Source organism: Maribacter aquimarinus, assembly GCF_047345505.1.
Lineage (GTDB): Bacteria > Bacteroidota > Bacteroidia > Flavobacteriales > Flavobacteriaceae > Maribacter.
In genome coordinates, this window is record NZ_JBLFEO010000018.1 from 25928 (window position 1) to 42486 (window position 16559).

At 51.3% G+C, this 16559-nt stretch carries 15 protein-coding genes; 8 read left to right on the forward strand and 7 right to left on the reverse strand.

The features are described from left to right. Positions 1-28 precede the first annotated feature (28 nt). Positions 29-349: a hypothetical protein gene (locus ACKWCC_RS12965; protein WP_413996371.1), complete on the reverse strand. Its 321-nt coding sequence runs from the start codon at positions 347-349 to the stop codon at positions 29-31. 226 nt (positions 350-575) lie between these two features. Here ACKWCC_RS12965 and ACKWCC_RS12970 point away from each other — a divergent pair, with 226 nt between their 5' ends. From ACKWCC_RS12970 to ACKWCC_RS13005, 8 genes are read left to right on the forward strand one after another with little or no spacing between them, the layout of a single operon-like run. Continuing rightward, on the forward strand, positions 576-1406 hold the full coding sequence (locus tag ACKWCC_RS12970; RefSeq protein WP_413996372.1) for an SDR family oxidoreductase: 831 nt from the start codon (positions 576-578) through the stop codon (positions 1404-1406). Positions 1407-1425: 19 nt separating this feature from the next. Beyond that, on the forward strand, positions 1426-2622 hold the full coding sequence (gene uxuA, locus ACKWCC_RS12975) for a mannonate dehydratase (protein ID WP_413996373.1): 1197 nt from the start codon (positions 1426-1428) through the stop codon (positions 2620-2622). A 12-nt stretch (positions 2623-2634) separates the two neighbouring features. Further along, positions 2635-3474 (forward strand): 5-dehydro-4-deoxy-D-glucuronate isomerase, encoded by an 840-nt coding sequence (gene kduI / locus ACKWCC_RS12980; protein ID WP_413996374.1) that lies wholly within the window; start codon positions 2635-2637, stop codon positions 3472-3474. 4 nt (positions 3475-3478) lie between these two features. Next, positions 3479-4273 (forward strand): gluconate 5-dehydrogenase, encoded by a 795-nt coding sequence (locus ACKWCC_RS12985; protein WP_413996375.1) that lies wholly within the window; start codon positions 3479-3481, stop codon positions 4271-4273. Positions 4274-4284: 11 nt separating this feature from the next. Further along, positions 4285-5457 (forward strand): DUF4861 family protein, encoded by a 1173-nt coding sequence (locus tag ACKWCC_RS12990; RefSeq protein ID WP_413996376.1) that lies wholly within the window; start codon positions 4285-4287, stop codon positions 5455-5457. A gap of 7 nt (positions 5458-5464) precedes the next feature. Beyond that, positions 5465-6442 (forward strand): TRAP transporter substrate-binding protein, encoded by a 978-nt coding sequence (locus ACKWCC_RS12995; RefSeq protein WP_413996377.1) that lies wholly within the window; start codon positions 5465-5467, stop codon positions 6440-6442. An 11-nt stretch (positions 6443-6453) separates the two neighbouring features. Beyond that, complete coding sequence (locus ACKWCC_RS13000) at positions 6454-6915, forward strand: TRAP transporter small permease (RefSeq protein ID WP_413996378.1); 462 nt, start codon at positions 6454-6456, stop codon at positions 6913-6915. Between the two features lie 3 nt (positions 6916-6918). Continuing rightward, positions 6919-8214, forward strand: coding sequence for a TRAP transporter large permease (locus ACKWCC_RS13005; RefSeq protein ID WP_413996379.1), 1296 nt, complete (start codon positions 6919-6921; stop codon positions 8212-8214). Between the two features lie 789 nt (positions 8215-9003). Here ACKWCC_RS13005 and uxaC read toward each other — a convergent pair. The 6 genes from uxaC to ACKWCC_RS13035 all read right to left on the reverse strand — a co-directional run bounded on the left by uxaC (position 9004) and on the right by ACKWCC_RS13035 (position 16554). Next, a complete protein-coding gene (gene uxaC, locus ACKWCC_RS13010; protein ID WP_413996380.1) occupies positions 9004-10404 on the reverse strand; it encodes a glucuronate isomerase in 1401 nt (466 codons plus the stop codon). A gap of 8 nt (positions 10405-10412) precedes the next feature. Then, positions 10413-11081: a bifunctional 4-hydroxy-2-oxoglutarate aldolase/2-dehydro-3-deoxy-phosphogluconate aldolase gene (locus ACKWCC_RS13015; protein WP_413996381.1), complete on the reverse strand. Its 669-nt coding sequence runs from the start codon at positions 11079-11081 to the stop codon at positions 10413-10415. Between the two features lie 136 nt (positions 11082-11217). Continuing rightward, a complete protein-coding gene (locus ACKWCC_RS13020; protein WP_413996382.1) occupies positions 11218-12264 on the reverse strand; it encodes a PfkB family carbohydrate kinase in 1047 nt (348 codons plus the stop codon). 408 nt (positions 12265-12672) lie between these two features. Next, a complete protein-coding gene (locus ACKWCC_RS13025; RefSeq protein ID WP_413996383.1) occupies positions 12673-13959 on the reverse strand; it encodes a class II aldolase/adducin family protein in 1287 nt (428 codons plus the stop codon). 10 nt (positions 13960-13969) lie between these two features. Continuing rightward, entirely contained in the window at positions 13970-15376 is a 1407-nt protein-coding gene (locus tag ACKWCC_RS13030) for a purine-cytosine permease family protein (RefSeq protein WP_413996384.1), read from the reverse strand. 26 nt (positions 15377-15402) lie between these two features. Then, positions 15403-16554: an alpha-hydroxy acid oxidase gene (locus tag ACKWCC_RS13035; protein WP_413996385.1), complete on the reverse strand. Its 1152-nt coding sequence runs from the start codon at positions 16552-16554 to the stop codon at positions 15403-15405. Positions 16555-16559: the final 5 nt, after the last annotated feature.

The window sequence follows — 16559 nt, forward strand, 5'->3', positions numbered from 1 at the left end:
CCTAAGATAAAACATCTATTTTTAAACCTCACGGCCTGCGCCTTTGGGCTAATTGGTATTCGTAAAGAGAGGGCACGAGATGGTCAAAGGGCTCGTTCACAAGGGCAATATTGGCGTTGGGGCCGTCATTGGCCACAACGCCGTGATCCGTGGCCAAGACCATGGCATCCCTTACTTCGGGAATGGGTGCTTCGCCAAAGGCATACCCAGCATAACTAAAGTTGGGCACATAGTTCCCCGTTGGCATTTCGGGAACATCCAGAATTTTGGGAAGTACCTGGGCATAACCAATTGAAATGGAGAAACAGCAAATAATAATGTTGGCCGTAAGCTTGTAAAAGAAGGTCATGGTAATTAGATTTACACAAGGGGGATGTTCAACGGAAGGTCAAGATACCACAGGACGGCCCAACTTACATCCTATTGTACTTTTAGGGTTTGATAATTGAACGTTTTTACCCCTTTTGTGAACTATTGTTTGGGACAATGCCTCGGTGGTTCGGGTTAAATGCATGAAATTTGACGACAAGGGGCTTTTCCACGGCGATAGGCCCCGCAAAAAACAATCAAGACCAATGAACAAGAAAGTAGTGGTGGTTACCGGTGCCGGAGGTGTGCTTTGCAGCACCCTGGCACAAGCATTTGCAAAAGAGGGCCATCTGGTGGCCGTACTGGACCTGAACCAAGAAGCGGCCGTGAACGTGGCCAATGCCATTGTTGGGGCCGGCGGCACGGCCATGGGGGTCATGGCCAACGTGTTGGAAAAGGACTCCTTGGAAGCGGCAAGAAAAACAATTCACTCCACATTTGGGCCCTGTGACATTTTGGTGAACGGAGCCGGGGGCAACCACCCCTTGGGCACCACCAGCAAACCCTACCTGGAACCCCAGGACCTGAACAGCACCGTGGACGGTTTCAAGAGCTTCTTTGACTTGGACTCGGCGGGAATACAGTTCACCTTTAACCTCAATTTTATCGGTACCCTCCTGCCCACCCAGGTATTTGCCCGGGACATGGTGAACAGGGAGGGCTGCAGTATTTTAAACATTTCGTCCATGAACGCCTTTACGCCCCTGACCAAGATTCCGGCCTATAGCGGTGCCAAAGCGGCGGTATCCAACTTTACCCAGTGGCTTGCCGTGCATTTTTCAAAAGTGGGCATAAGGGTCAATGCCCTGGCGCCCGGTTTTTTCCTAACGGAACAGAACAGGGCCCTGCTTACCGAGCCGGACGGTTCCCTGACCCAAAGGGGGCAAACCATCATCGATCAAACCCCGATGGGAAAATTTGGAAGCCCCGAAGACCTTGTGAGCACCACCCTATGGCTCAGCGGCGAGGGCGCTTCTTTCATTACCGGCATAGTGGTGCCGGTGGACGGAGGTTTTAGCGCTTTCAGTGGAGTATGAACAAATTAGCGGAAAACAAATGGATGTAACACTAGAACAAACTTGGCGATGGTACGGTCCGGAAGACCCCGTGTCCCTGAACGATGTAAAACAGGCCGGCGCCACGGGAATCGTATCGGCGCTGCACCATATCCCCAATGGGGAACTTTGGCCCGTTTCCGAGATCGAAAAAAGAAAGAAGGACATTGAGGCCGCCGGACTACGTTGGTCCGTGGTGGAGAGCGTGCCCATACACGAAGCCATTAAAACGCAGGCAGAGGGGTATATGGCCCACGTGGAAAACTACAAGCAAACCTTGCTCAACCTGGGGGCCTGTGGCATTGACATTGTCTGTTACAACTTTATGCCCGTTCTGGACTGGACTCGGACCGACCTGGATTACAGGCTCCAAGACGGATCCACGGCCCTACGCTTCGAAACCGCGGCATTTGCCGCATTTGAGCTGTTCATGCTGCAACGCCCCGGGGCCGAGGAGAGCTATTCCGAAGCGCAGAAAAAAGAGGCCAAAAAATATTTTGACCAACTTTCGGACAAAGGAAAACAACAGCTTAGCAACAACATCATTGCCGGCCTTCCCGGAGCCGAAGAGGGCTACACGCTGGAGGATTTCAACACCGTATTGGCCACCTACGACCAAATTGATGCCAAACGACTAAAAAAACATTTGTACCAATTTTTGGAACACATCATTCCAACCGCGGAAAAGGCCGGGGTGCTCATGTGCATTCATCCAGATGACCCACCCTACCCCATTTTGGGACTTCCCAGGGTGGTGAGCACGGAACAGGACATCGTGGAGCTCTACCAGGCCGTGGACAGCCCCAACAACGGTCTTACCTTCTGTACCGGTTCCTTTGGCGTGCGAGCCGACAACGACTTGGCGGGAATGGTGGAGCGTTTGGGGCACCGAATCCATTTTATACACCTTAGGAGCACCAAAAGGGACGCCATGGGCAATTTTCACGAGGCCAACCACTTGGAGGGCGATGTGGACATGTACAGCGTCATGAAGGCCCTGGTAATGGAGCAGCGAAGACGTAGGGCCTCCGCAAGAAAAGACTTTAGAATGCCCATGCGCCCGGACCATGGGCACAAAATGTTGGACGACCTCACCAAAAAGACCAATCCCGGATATTCCGGCATTGGCAGGCTCAGGGGGCTCGCGGAACTGCGTGGCCTGGAGATGGGAATAAGAAAATCAGTAGCGAACACATAAACAAAAAGAAAAATGGCAACAACGTACCAAACAAGATATGCTTCCAATCCGGAAGCCGTTAAAAAATATGATACCACGGAGCTCCGCAAGGAGTTCTTGATAGACAACCTGATGCAAAAGGGCAAGATCAATCTTACCTACACCCACTATGACCGCTACATAGCCGGATCTGCCGTACCCGAGGATGAACTTACCCTGGACCCCATTGATCCGCTCAAGGCCTCCTATTTCTTGGAACGGCGTGAACTTGGCATCATAAACGTGGGGGCGCCCGGAACGGTTGAAGTGGACGGAACCTCCCATGCCCTGGGCCATAAAGATGCCCTGTATGTGGGGCAAGGGAACAAAAAGGTGGTTTTTAAGAGCGATGACAAGAAAAATCCGGCCATGTTCTATTTAAATTCGGCACCGGCGCATACGGCCCACCCCACCAAGAAAGTAAGTGTGGCAGAGGCCAACAAACTGGAACTTGGCTCTTTGGAGACCGCAAACCATAGAACGGTGAACCAAATGATCATTGGAGGCATTGTCACCACTTGCCAACTGCAAATGGGCATGACCGAACTGAAAACCGGAAGTGTCTGGAACACCATGCCCGCCCACGTCCATGACCGCAGGATGGAGGTCTATTTTTATCTGGATGTACCTAAAGACCAAGCGGTTTGCCATTTTATGGGGCAACCCCAGGAAACAAGACACATCTGGATGCACAACCACCAGGCCGTGATCTCGCCCCCGTGGTCCATTCACAGCGGCTCGGGAACATCAAACTACACCTTCATTTGGGGAATGGCCGGGGAAAACCTGGATTATGGGGATATGGATGTGGCCAAAATAACAGATTTAAAATAAGGATATGGGAACAACACTGTTTGATCTTCAGGGAAAAGTGGCCCTGGTTACGGGAAGCACCCATGGCCTGGGCATGGCCATGGCCAAAGGCTTGGGCCAAGCGGGGGCCACCATTATTGTAAACGGGAACTCGTCTCAAAAAAAAATAGACGATGCGGTCCGGGCCCACGAGAAAGAAGGCATCAAGGCCAAGGGCTACAAATTCAATGTGGCAGATGAGAATGAGGTCATGTTGGCCATTGCCAAAATTGAAAAAGAAGTGGGCCCCATAGACATCTTGGTGAACAATGCCGGCATCATTAAGCGCACCCCCTTGGAGGAAATGGAAGTGGCAGATTTCAAAGAGGTCATAGACATTGACTTGGTGAGTCCCTTTATCATGTCCAAACACGTGGTAAAGAACATGATCTCCCGCAGACAGGGAAAAATCATCAACATTTGCTCCATGATGAGCGAACTGGGGAGGAACACCGTTGGGGCATATGCCGCGGCAAAGGGCGGCCTTAAGATGCTGACCCAGAACATGGCCACGGAATGGGCCAAGCACAACATCCAGATCAACGGAATCGGCCCGGGGTATTTTGCCACTTCCCAAACGGCCCCGATCAGGGTGGATGGCCACCCCTTCAATGAATTCATCGTTAACCGTACCCCTGCGGCCAAATGGGGCGACCCCGATGATCTGGCCGGGGCCGCCATATTTTTGGCGTCCAGGGCCAGTGATTTTGTAAATGGCCATATCCTTTATGTGGATGGAGGTATTTTGGCCACCATAGGAAAACCATCCAACGAAAATTAAAGTATTGGGTTATGAAGAAAATAGGTTTTGCCCTCTTTGCCACCTCGGCACTTTTGGGCTTGTCATGCGAAGAAAAAAAGGAAGACCGCCAAACCGTTGTGGTAACGAACAGCACCGATATGGACCGGTCCAATGAGACCGTTTCCATTCCCTTGGACAAGCTGAAACCAATGGCCCATGGCCAGGGCATTGGGCTGCAGGATGCGGAGACCGGCACTGGGGTGGTAACCCAATTGTGGGACGAAGATGGAGATGGACAAATGGACGTACTCCTCTTTCAACCCCAATTGAGCGCCAACGCCAAAAAAACCTACGTGGTGACCAATACGCCCCATACCGGGGAGGGTGAAGCCCTTTGCTATTCCCGGTTTGTCCCAGAGCGGACGGACGACTACGCTTGGGAAAACGACCGTGTGGCCTTCCGAACCTATGGCCCAAGGGCACAACAAATGGTAGAGGAGGGAATTAAGGGAGGTACCCTTTCCAGCGGCATGGATGCCTGGCTAAAGCGGGTGGACTACCCCATTATAAACAAATGGTACAAGAAGGAACTTGAAACGGACGGCAGTTACCATACGGACGATGGAGAGGGCCTGGACAACTTTCACGTGGGCATTAGCCGGGGCGTTGGGGGCATTGCCAAAAAGGTGGATACCACTTACCACATTTCAAAAAATTTCACATCCTGGAAAACCTTGGGAACAGGACCCCTAAGAACAGGCGTCATTCTTACCTATGCCGATTGGGATGCCAATGGCCAGACCATCTCGGAAGAGAAAAAAATAACCCTGGACCTGGGCAGCAACCTGTCTAGATTTGAAGTGGCACTGGGCGGCACGGATACCATATCCGCGGGATTGACGCTGCACGACAAACTTGGAACGGTGACCACAAATGGAGAAAATGGCTGGGTCAGTTATTGGGAGCCCCACGCGGACTCCGAGCTGGGCACGGGCATTGTGGTGCCCAACGGACAAATGGTGGGCCATGACCATTATGAAACAGACCAAAAGGATGCCAGCAATCTCTTTGCCCAGATCAACGTGGACAATGGCAAGGCCGTGTACTATGCCGGATTTGGGTGGAAAAAAAGTGGGCAATTTACCGCCCAAGAACAATGGAACCAGTATTTGGACCAATTTGCCAAACGCCTGGCATCCCCACTGGAAGTCTCCATAAAGTAGATATCGTATGAAAGCAAAACGTCTTTTAATTGTTGCCTTCACCTACCTGATGGTCAGTGGTTGTGCCCAAACCGATGGGGTAAAAACCATCCGCCTGGGCCACGGACTGGATGTGGGGCACAGTGTGCACAAGGCCATGGTAAAGATGGGCGAGGACCTTTACCAATTGTCCAACGGCAAGTTGAACCTGGAAATTTACCCCAGCCAACAACTGGGAACGGAGCGGCAGTGCTTGGAACTATTGCAGATAGGCAGCTTGGACATGACCAAGGTGTCCGTGGGCGTTTTGGAGAACTTTGCGCCAAGGATGAAGGTGCTGGGCCTTCCTTTTCTCTTTCGGGACCGCGAACACTCCTTTAAGGTGCTGGACGGCCCCATTGGCCAACAACTCCTGAACGAAGGGGAACAATATTGGCTAAAGGGCTTGGGGTACTATGATGCCGGGAGCAGGAGTTTTTATACCAAGGACAAACCCGTGCACTCCCCCGAAGACCTTTTGGGACAAAAAATACGGGTAATGGAGAGTGTTACGGCCATGGAGATGGTGCGAAGCCTTGGGGGATCGCCCACCCCCATATCCTGGGGAGAACTCTATACGGCACTGCAACAGGGGGTAGTGGACGGTGCGGAAAACAATCCGCCCAGCTTTTACCTTTCCAGACATTACGAAGTGGCCAAGTACTACACCCTGGACGAGCACACCGTTCTTCCGGACGTTCTGCTGGCGGGCACCCATTTATGGGAAGGCCTTAATGAGCAAGAACAGCAGTGGTTAATGGAGGCGGTAAAGAATTCCGTGGTGTACCAGCGGAAGCTTTGGATGGAAGCGGAGAACGAAGCCCTGGAAGCGGTGGAAAAAGCGGGAGTACAGATCATACGCCCGGACAAGACCCTGTTCTCGGACAAGCTCAAGGATTCATTTGAACAGTATAAGGAAGATGAATCTTTCTATCAATTGATCAAGGAGATACAGGCCACCCATTAAAATCAAGAATCATGCAACTTCGAAAAACCATAGACAATGTCCTGGCCAAGGCCTTGGTCATTTTAATGAGCATAATGGTGCTCAACGTGCTCTGGCAGGTTGCCAGTCGTTTTTTATTGGGCTCCCCCAGTTCCTTTACGGATGAGCTGGCCCGTTATCTCATGATATGGGTGGGCATTCTGGGCGCCGCCTATGTTTCCGGGCGCAACATGCACGTGGCCATAGATGTGCTTCCCAATAGGCTCAGCGGTGGCGCCCAGAAAAAATTGATGCTGTTGGTGAGGCTGCTGATCATTTTGTTTTGCTTGGTGGCGCTGGTCATTGGTGGTTCCAGATTGGTCTATATTACCTACGTATTGGGCCAGAACTCCCCCGCCCTCCAGGTGCCCCTGGCGGTGGTGTACTCCGTTATTCCCATTAGCGGCATATTGATCATTTACTATAAGATTTCAGATATCCTTAAAAAAGCATAACAGATGGAATATATTCCCATACTCGTTTTAGTGTTGAGTTTTATAGGTCTTTTGGCCATAGGCACCCCGGTGGCCTGGAGCATTGCCATCTCTTCCCTTTTAACCTTATTGGTGAGCATTCCACTGGTTCCCGCGGCCACGACCGTATCCCAGCGCATAGGCACCGGACTGGACAGCTTTGCCCTGCTGGCCATACCCCTATTCATACTTTCGGGGGAATTAATGAACAAAGGGGGCATAGCCCATAGGCTCATTGCCTTTGCAAAAACCCTTGTGGGCGCCCTGCCGGGCGGCCTGGCCTTGATCAACATCATATCTGCCATGCTCATGGGGGCCATTGCCGGTTCTGCCATGGCGGCCGCCTCTGCCATGGGATCCATATTGGGGCCCGAAATGGAAAAAGAGGGCTATTCCAGGGAATTTGGGGCAGCGGTGAACATCACCGCGGCAACCACCGGTTTGATCATACCCCCGAGCAATGTGCTCATTGTCTATTCCTTGGCAAGCGGCGGCGCTTCCATTGCGGCCCTGTTCTTGGCCGGCTACATTCCCGGCATCCTTACAGGGCTCTTCTTAATGACCGTGGCCTCCATTTGGGCCAAGAAAAAAGGATACAAAGTAGGAAAACGCAGCACGTTAAAGCAAGTCTTTAAAACCTTTGTGGATGCCCTTCCCAGCCTTATGATGCTGGTGGTGGTCATTGGTGGCATTGTAACGGGCATTTTTACGGCCACCGAGGCATCTGCCATTGCGGTGCTGTACAGCTTTGTCCTAGGCCTGTTGTACCGGGAGATCACCTTTCCTAAAATGCCCCAGATTTTGTTGGATTCGGCCGCAACGACCGCCATTGTCATGTTGTTGATCGGGGCTTCCATGAGCATGTCCTGGGCCTTGAGCTATGAAAACATACCCCAAGAGATAAGTACTGGACTTTTGGCGTTGAGCGATAACCCCATTGTGATCCTTTTGATCATTAACCTCCTCCTTTTGTTTGTGGGCATCTTTATGGACATGACACCCGCAGTGCTGATCTTTACCCCCATCTTTTTGCCCGTGGTCACCGCCCTGGGCCTGGACCCTGTACATTTTGGGATCATTATGGTGCTAAATCTCTGTATAGGACTGTGTACGCCACCGGTGGGGTCCGTACTGTTCGTGGGCGTTGGCATTGCCAAGACCAGTATAGAAAAAGTGGTTAAACCGCTGTTACCGCTATTTTTGGCGATGATCTTGGCCCTGTTCCTGGTCACCTACTTTCCAGAACTGAGCCTTTGGCTGCCCAGACAATTTGGGTTGTAATACCATTTCCCAATTGAAAATAAGCCGATGCATGGTTTCTTTTTAGGCCCTACTTCAAAATAAAAATAAGCCGTAGCTCGGCTATGCCTGATTTTTCTTTTTCGCAGGCCAAAAAAATAATTCAATTTCTATGGCTGCATTTCAAACGAGAACTGGTGTAAAGTTGTTGGGCACGGGCTCCTTCCCACTGCCGCAAACAACACCCTTTAAACCCAGATTAAGCAATAGAAATTCTATTACGGCTGCAAATCCCTTCAAAATCAATCGTTGCACTGACTTTTGCTCACTCACCGTAGCGATGGCTACCCGCCCGTACCGAACGATACGTTCGGGCGGGCCTGCCCGACTGAGTCATTCAGGCGGGCGCCTCAATCGCAAAAGTCTTGATTTTATTGGGTTTTATACCCTTATGACGAAAGTCTAGTGCATAATCTGGATTAAACCGGTATGGTGCAATGCCCCCGTTTCTGAATACTTTTTTCCAATTTCGGTGCTGCGTGACAGACCACCACACGGGGCTACCGCCCTTGTGAACGGGGGTCACCACAACATCCCTTAGCTGTCAGGACCAAGCCCTGGCACCATCCAGGGACGTGCCCCTTTTGTGTAACCCAGATGGATATTGGAGGTTCGTATCAAGGGCGCAGCCTACCTTAAAAACGGGACGTTTGCCGTTAAGGCTTGGCTATGGCCACGGTCATCGGGCGAAAATCAGGGTTGTTGTTGATATTCCACGGATTTCAGCCGTAACAGCATGCATAATGCACCATCCGGATTTAGATGATGCGCCTACAGGCCAAAGTAAGCTTTGGCATTGTGGTAACAGATGTCTCCCACGATCTTGCCCAGCCATTCTTCATCTGCGGGAAGCTGACCGTTCTCCACGTCCTCCCCGATCAAATTGCACAGAATTCGCCTAAAGTACTCGTGTCTTGGGAAGGACAAAAAGCTTCTGGAATCGGTTAACATCCCCACAAAACAGCTCAACAGACCCATGTTGGAAAGGGTGTTCATTTGTTTTTCCATCCCATCTTTTTGATCTAAGAACCACCAAGCGGAACCAAACTGTACCTTGCCCTTGACCGTACCATCATTGAAATTTCCGGCCATGGTGGCAAAGACCTCATTGTCTGCGGGATTTAGGTTGTACAAAATGGTCTTGGTCAGTTCATTTGTGCTATCCAAATCGTTCAAGAATCCGCTCAGGGCGCGGGCCTGGGAAAAATCGCCCATGGAATCAAATCCCGTATCGGGGCCCAATGCGGTCAGTAGGCGCTTGTTGTTGTTCCTAATGGCACCCAGATGAAATTGTTGGGTCCACCCCCTTTTATGGTACGCCCTGCACAGAAAAAGAAGGGTTTCCGCCTTAAAAAAGGCAATTTCGTCCGCTCCCAGGTCCCTTCCGTCACGGATCTTTTGAAACAATTTTTCCGCTTTGAACGGTTTCTTTTTAAAATAGTGCAAACACTCCAGCCCATGATCGGCCAAACGGCAGCCCGTTTCATGAAAAAAAGCGATCCTATCTTCCAAGGCCTGCAAAAGATCGTCATACGTTCGTATGTCCGTTTTGGCCGCCGAGGAGAGGGCATCCAGGTAATGCATATAGGCATCCGGGTCTTCCACGGCAAAGGCCTTATCTGGTCTAAAAGTGGGATACACCCCAATGGACAGGCCCTGGGCGCCAATCTTCCTGTGATGCTGCAAAGGGTCCGTGGGATCGTCCGTGGTACATAGAAATTCCACCTTTTTACCTTCCAAAAGACCCAGGGTATGGTGAGACGGCTTTTGCAATTGGGCCGTGGTACGTTCGTAGATGTCTTCGGCATTTTTGGGGGTAAGCAGCTCCTCCACCCCAAAATAACGCTGCAATTCCAAATGTGTCCAATGGTAAAGGGGATTTCGTACGGTGTGTGGCACGGTCTCCGCCCACTTCAGAAATTTCTCTTTATCCGTTGCCTTCCCGGTAATGTAGTGCTCATTGACCCCGAGGGCCCGCATGGCCCGCCATTTGTAATGGTCTCCCGCCAACCAGACCTGCGAAATATTTTCAAAGACGCGGTTCTCCGCAATCTCCTTGGGCGGCAGGTGGTTGTGGTAATCCAATATGGGCAAATGGGCGGCATATTGATGATAGAGCCGCTGTGAAAAGGAATTTTGGAGCAAAAAATTATCCGTGACAAAGGTTTTCATGCTGCAATTTATGAACGTATGTTCTTTATGAGTTCCAGGGTACTGGCCACCTTTTGCCGCAGACCGGCATAGTCCCTATTTTCCAAGATGTCCTTACTGATCAATTTTGAGCCCATGCCCACACAGGTGACCCCGGCGCCGAACCAACCCCTAAGGTTTTCCTCGTCGGTACTGACCCCTCCGGTGGGCATGATGTTGGTCCATGGCTGGGGTCCCTTAATGGCCTTCACAAAACCTGGGCCATAGGTGGAACCCGGAAAAAGCTTGATAATCTCACAGCCCAGTTCCTCTGCCCTGTTTATTTCCGTAAGAGAACCACAACCCGGAGACCAGAGCACCTTTCTCCTGTTGCAGGCAAGGGCTATGTCTTCCCGCAAGGAGGGGGTCACGATGAAGTTGGCCCCCATCTGCATGAACAGGCTTGCCGCAGCGGCATCCGTAATGGAGCCCACGCCCATGATCATCCCGGGCAGTTCGCTCACCGCATACTTGTTCAGCTCCAGGAAAACCTCAAAGGCAAAATCGCCCCTGGCGGTAAATTCCATTAACCTGGAACCTCCGTCATAACAGGCCTTGAGCACTTTTTTTCCCAAATCTGTGTCTGGGTGATAAAAGAGCGGCACCATGCCCTCGTTCTTCATCACCGTTGCTACCTCCAATCTTGAATATTGCGCCATCTATCTTTTTTTATGAAATGTATTTGGTACCATTGCGCTCCCCATACGGGTGCCACCCAAAAGGCCACAATGGAAAAATCCTGTTGCATCATCCGGTATTGCCTGCGGGCCAAAGGCTACCGTTTCCCCGTACGGTCTATCTGGCCACCCTTCCAGAGGCATCGCCCCCCATCAGTTTTTCCACTTCGGCCACCGTCACCAAATTGGCATCGCCCTTAATGGTATGTTTTAAACAAGATGCGGCCACGGCAAAGTTAAGGGCATTTTGGTCATCTTCCGGATAGCGCAGCAAGCCATAGATGAGCCCTCCCATAAAGGAGTCCCCACCGCCCACGCGGTCTACAATATCCGTGATCTGATACTGGGGCGATTCATACATCTTCTCGCCATCATACAGCACTCCTGCCCACGTGTTGTGCGAAGCCGATATGGAGCCACGAAGGGTGGTGATCACCTTCTTGGCCCGGGGAAATTTCTTCATCATTTGCTGGCAGACCGATAGGAAGGCCTCCGCTTTTACATGTTCCCCTTGGGTGGTAATGTCCAGCCCTTCCGGTTTTATGCCAAAATGTTTCTCGGCATCCTCTTCGTTGCCCAGCACCACATCGCAATAGGCCGTGAGTTCCGTCATGATCTCCTCGCGCTTGGCGTCATCACAATAGTTCCATAATTTGGCCCTATAGTTCAGGTCCGTGGAAATGGTGACCCCCATGGCACTGGCCACTTGCAGGGCTTCCAAGCAGGCATCTGCCGCACCCTGGGAAATGGCGGGGGTAATGCCGGTCCAGTGAAACCACTCCACATCCTTGAAGACAGCTTTCCAGTCTATGGTTCCCGGGCCAATTTCGGCAATGGAAGAGTGGGCGCGGTCATAGACCACCTTACTGCCCCTGCTCACGGCCCCGGTCTCCAAGAAATAAATGCCCAAGCGCTCCCCTCCCCGGGCAATGTGCTGGGTGCCCACGTTTCGTTTGCGCATTTCCATCAGGGCGCACTCCCCAATGTCATTGTTGGGCAGGCGCGTCACAAATTCAACGGGCACGCCGTAATTGGCAAGGGACACCGCCACGTTGCTCTCCCCTCCCCCATACACCACATCAAAACTGTTGGCTTGGGAGAACCTTAAAAATCCCGGTGGGGATAAACGAAGCATGATCTCCCCGAAGGTCACTACTTTTTTCATCTGTTGCTATTTATTTGTTTTTTATGGTCAGGCCTGCCCGTTGCGGTTCAGGCGGGTGCAATTCGCCAATCAACATTTCGGTTGGCATCCAGTATGGTTATGGCTCATTTCATACCTTCACATAATTTTAATTATTTGAAACTAAGTTATTTAAAAAATTGAGCGTCCCGCAGGTGCGGGATAACCGCAACGCTCTCACATTAAAAATTGTGAACATCACCTTTGGCGAAGTAATTTTTAAAATTTCTTAATGCCCGTTTCATCCGTAGAAACCAATTTATGGTCTCTGGGCCCAAGATGGCCAAACTGCCTTCCCGGGGCCTTCTAAATTTGCGCTAAAATACAAAACAGCCGCACCAAATGAATTCACAATTGGTAGTGAAATCGTTTATTTTATCTGGAAACCGACTAATCCAAAAACTTCTCCTTTAGTTCCGTGATCTGTTTTTGGTTAATGGGCCTTAACTTTCCCAAGGCGGAACCCAACACCAAGGATTTGGCACTGAACTCGGCCACCTCCAACCGATCAAAGGTCTGCAGCAGCTCGTCTCCGGTGACCCAAACGGAATCGTTCTGTACTATGACCGCTGGCCTGGCCTCTTCCAACAATTCTTGGTTCATTGCCGTCATGAACTGGTTGCCAAACGGATAGGCCACCAAGTCCTGGAGAAAGATCCAGCTCTCCGGAATGGTGCGCACGTCCATATGGGTATTGGTGACCCCAAACGCCATTAAGTAGGGCGACTGGGTCATGATGATGGAATTGACCCCGGGATTTCTTTTGTAAATTTCGTGGTGAATTCGGGTGGCGCGGCTTGGTGTTTTGCCCGCTTCCCGTTTTCCATCGGTGATCTGTATGATATCGTCCAGTTCGATCTCCCATCTGGAAAAATCCCTGGGGGTGATCAGAAAGTCATTGTCCTTCCATCTCACCGAGACGGTGCCATAGGAACTGATCATAAGACCCTGACGGCACGCCCGTTTTACAATGTCCCTTATCAGTGCCCGTTTCTCCCTTTCCAATGGCGGATGCCGGGCGGTTGCAGATTGCTCCGGCAATTCCTCCACCTGATCGTAAAATGCGGCTATTTCTGCATCGGTAAGGTATTGGGGATGCCCCAACATTTTTCCGTACAGCAAGGTGCTGGCACAAAACTCCAGGGTTTCAAACCGTTGGTAGGCATCGTCCATATCCGTTCCGCCCAGCACAATGCCATGGTTTTCCATGATCACGGCCTTAAAGCCTTTTGCAAACTCCTTGGCAATGACCGCTCCAAGCTGTTCACTCCCGGGAAGCTCGTAGGTGGCGTACCCTATGGGACCGCAAGCGTTTTTGGCCTGTGGTATAACATTGGTATTGGGAATCTTGTGCACAATGCTAAAGGACACCAGTGCGGGCGGGTGGGCGTGTATGATCGCCTTGATATCTTCCCGGATTTCATAGATGGCCTTGTGGAAAGGAAATTCTGATGACGGCTTGTGGGGGCCGATCACCTCCCCATTTTCTTTTACGCAGATAATGTCCGATGTTCGGAGGGTTCCCTTGTCCACGGCCGATGGAGTGATCCAAATATTGCCTTCCTCGTCCTTTATGGAAACGTTGCCTCCGGACGTGGTGGTCATTCCCCGCTTATAAATGCGATCTATGATTTTTATGATCTGTTCCTTTGGGTGCAACAACTTGTGTAGTTTCATACCAACTGCATCAGTTTTTTTGAAATTTTTTGCTCAACACCAGAAAGAGGGCCCCGCAGAGCAACCAGGCGGGCAATGTCACAAAAGATAAAAAGACATCGAACTGGATTGATATAAAATAGAAGAGTCCAAAACTAATGGCCCATGCCAAGAAGACCGATTTATTGAATTGAATGTTGGCCGTTTCAGCGTAGTTTTTGACAATCCCCACTTTTGAATGGAAAAAATGCTCAAAAACGATGATGGCACCGAACGGGGCCAATATAAAACCATACAGGGCCACAAAGCCCAAGAGCTTCATGGCAAAGGCCGGAAAAAGCCCGGCCACCGTGGCTATGGTCCCGGCAATGATGGTGACCCAAAAAGTGGACACTTTGGGAATAATGGCCTGGAAAGCAAGTCCGGCCCTATATATGGTGGGGTTGGCCGTGGTCCAGCCCGCCAGCACCACGGCTATGATGCCAAAGATGCCAATGGCGTTGTTGGCCAAGGGGCCTGGGGCCACCGGAGGGGCCTCGCCATTGCTCAAAAATGCCTGTGCCTCGGGAGATTTTAGATATACGGCATACAGCAGGGCCGCCGCTATCCAAGCCATATAATGCCCCACGTACATGCCCGCAGCGGTGGTCCACCCCGCACTGGGCCTTTGGGCAAACCTAAAGACAGAAAGATCGGACATGCCTATGTGCATGGCGGCATTGGCAAACCATGACCAAATGACCACGTGCCAAAAGGTGTACTTTATCTGTCCGGGAAAAGGATCGGAACCTTCGCCCCAAATGTTCCAAAAATCGGTAAAACTACCCACCCCCAATTGGCCCAAGGCCACCGCACCACAGGCAATAAAGGCCAGGACGATCACGGGAGACATCCAATTGGCAGCCTTTGAGACGGTGTCGTAGCCTTTGGAGGCAATGAGCGAAATGACCGATCCAATGACAATGACAATGATCACCCAAGTGGCGCCATTGGGCATGGTATCGGTAAGTTTTGGCATTTCCATATCAAAGGGCACGCCCACGGCGGTGGCAGAAACGGTGATCATGGCGCCGGCCAAAAAACAGAACAGGATGCCATTGGCCAGGTTGTAGCCAATGACCAATTTTTTTCCACAGATCCTCTCTAACTGGTAATACAGGGTAAGGCGGTTTTCCACAGCGATCTGCGCCGTGAGGTAGCGCCAGCTGAGCACGGCCAACAAATTTCCCAACAACAGGCCAATGATAAGGTCAAATGCACTTACCCCGGCGGTTAGAAAGAGGGGGCCGATCATAAATTCGGTGCCCGCGGCATGCTCCCCGGCATACATCCCCAGAAAACTCTTCCAACTTTTTAGTTTGGATTTTGGTACGGGCTCCCTTTCAAACTCACCGCTGGGCGCCACCTTTTGTTCTTCGTTGTTGGCCTGGTCTATCATTTAGGTTGTTTTGGTTGGTTAATGGATCAATGGTCAATGAGGTGTTTTGGCAGATCTTCCACGCGCTCACAGCAAAGTTGGTCCATGACCTGCTTAAACTGCGTCTTTAACATGGTAATGGTATGTTCCCCTCCTTGTTTTCCCAGCGCGCCGCAACCGTAGAGAAAGGAGCGCCCCATAAAGGTGAACTTGGCACCCGTGGCCATTGCCCTGGCAATATCGGGTCCGGACCGCAGTCCACTGTCCATCATGATCTCAATTTGATCTCCATATTTTCCAGAGAGGCCGGCCAAGGAATTTATGGTGGATTCTGCGGCGTCCAATTGCCTACCGCCGTGATTGGAAACAATGATTCCGTCAAAGCCCAGTCTTATGGCGTCTTGGGTATCTTGTTCCGAAGCCACCCCTTTGAGCACCAATTTGCCCTTCCACTTTTCGCGGATGGGCTTTATGCGCTCCTCATTGAGCCTTCCGGAGAAGGTTTTGTCCATGAACTGCCCCAACTGTTTCAGGTTAAGGCCGCCGGGTGTATAGGGCCGTAAGGTCTCAAAGGTGGGCTGTCCGTATTTAAGGGTGTTCAGCGCCCAGGTGGGCTTTCCCAATATTTGCAAAATGTTGGCCAAGGACATTTTTGGGGGCAGGGCCAGACCGTTTCTAATGTCCCGTGGTCTGTAACCAAAGGTGGGCACATCACAAAGGAGCACCAGTACGGGGCACTGTGCGGCGGCGGCCCTGTTGAGGATGTCGTCCCGTAAACTGTCCTCCGCGGGGTTATAGAGTTGAAACCAGGCGTTTCCTTCCGTGAGCTCGCTTGCCCTTTCAATGTTCATCGTGGTCACGGTGCTCAAGATAAAGGGGATGTTGTGGGCAAAGGCGGCTTTGGCCAAGATCTCTGGGGAATTGGGCCACATAAGCCCTTGTAGGCCCACGGGGGCAATGCCAAAGGGAGCACTGAACTCCATGCCCATGACCTTGGTAACGGTGCTGCTCACCCCTTGGTTCCTCAAGTACCTGGGCTGTAATTGCACCTCCCTTATCTCTTTGGTATTTCTGGAGATGCTCACGTCCTCATTGCAACCCCCATCCAAATATTCAAACGCAAACTTGGGAATGCGTGATTTTGCCTTCTTTCTCAAATCGTCCATGGAAGGGTACCCGGTGTGGAAACTATTCGCCATAATGT

Coding starts and splice junctions, on each gene's coding strand:
- ACKWCC_RS12965 (WP_413996371.1), bottom strand. CDS start 349: ATGACCTTCTTTTACAAGCTTACGGCCAACATTATTATTTGCTGTTTC.
- ACKWCC_RS12970 (WP_413996372.1), top strand. CDS start 576: ATGAACAAGAAAGTAGTGGTGGTTACCGGTGCCGGAGGTGTGCTTTGC.
- uxuA (WP_413996373.1), top strand. CDS start 1,426: ATGGATGTAACACTAGAACAAACTTGGCGATGGTACGGTCCGGAAGAC.
- kduI (WP_413996374.1), top strand. CDS start 2,635: ATGGCAACAACGTACCAAACAAGATATGCTTCCAATCCGGAAGCCGTT.
- ACKWCC_RS12985 (WP_413996375.1), top strand. CDS start 3,479: ATGGGAACAACACTGTTTGATCTTCAGGGAAAAGTGGCCCTGGTTACG.
- ACKWCC_RS12990 (WP_413996376.1), top strand. CDS start 4,285: ATGAAGAAAATAGGTTTTGCCCTCTTTGCCACCTCGGCACTTTTGGGC.
- ACKWCC_RS12995 (WP_413996377.1), top strand. CDS start 5,465: ATGAAAGCAAAACGTCTTTTAATTGTTGCCTTCACCTACCTGATGGTC.
- ACKWCC_RS13000 (WP_413996378.1), top strand. CDS start 6,454: ATGCAACTTCGAAAAACCATAGACAATGTCCTGGCCAAGGCCTTGGTC.
- ACKWCC_RS13005 (WP_413996379.1), top strand. CDS start 6,919: ATGGAATATATTCCCATACTCGTTTTAGTGTTGAGTTTTATAGGTCTT.
- uxaC (WP_413996380.1), bottom strand. CDS start 10,404: ATGAAAACCTTTGTCACGGATAATTTTTTGCTCCAAAATTCCTTTTCA.
- ACKWCC_RS13015 (WP_413996381.1), bottom strand. CDS start 11,081: ATGGCGCAATATTCAAGATTGGAGGTAGCAACGGTGATGAAGAACGAG.
- ACKWCC_RS13020 (WP_413996382.1), bottom strand. CDS start 12,264: ATGAAAAAAGTAGTGACCTTCGGGGAGATCATGCTTCGTTTATCCCCA.
- ACKWCC_RS13025 (WP_413996383.1), bottom strand. CDS start 13,959: ATGAAACTACACAAGTTGTTGCACCCAAAGGAACAGATCATAAAAATC.
- ACKWCC_RS13030 (WP_413996384.1), bottom strand. CDS start 15,376: ATGATAGACCAGGCCAACAACGAAGAACAAAAGGTGGCGCCCAGCGGT.
- ACKWCC_RS13035 (WP_413996385.1), bottom strand. CDS start 16,554: ATGGCGAATAGTTTCCACACCGGGTACCCTTCCATGGACGATTTGAGA.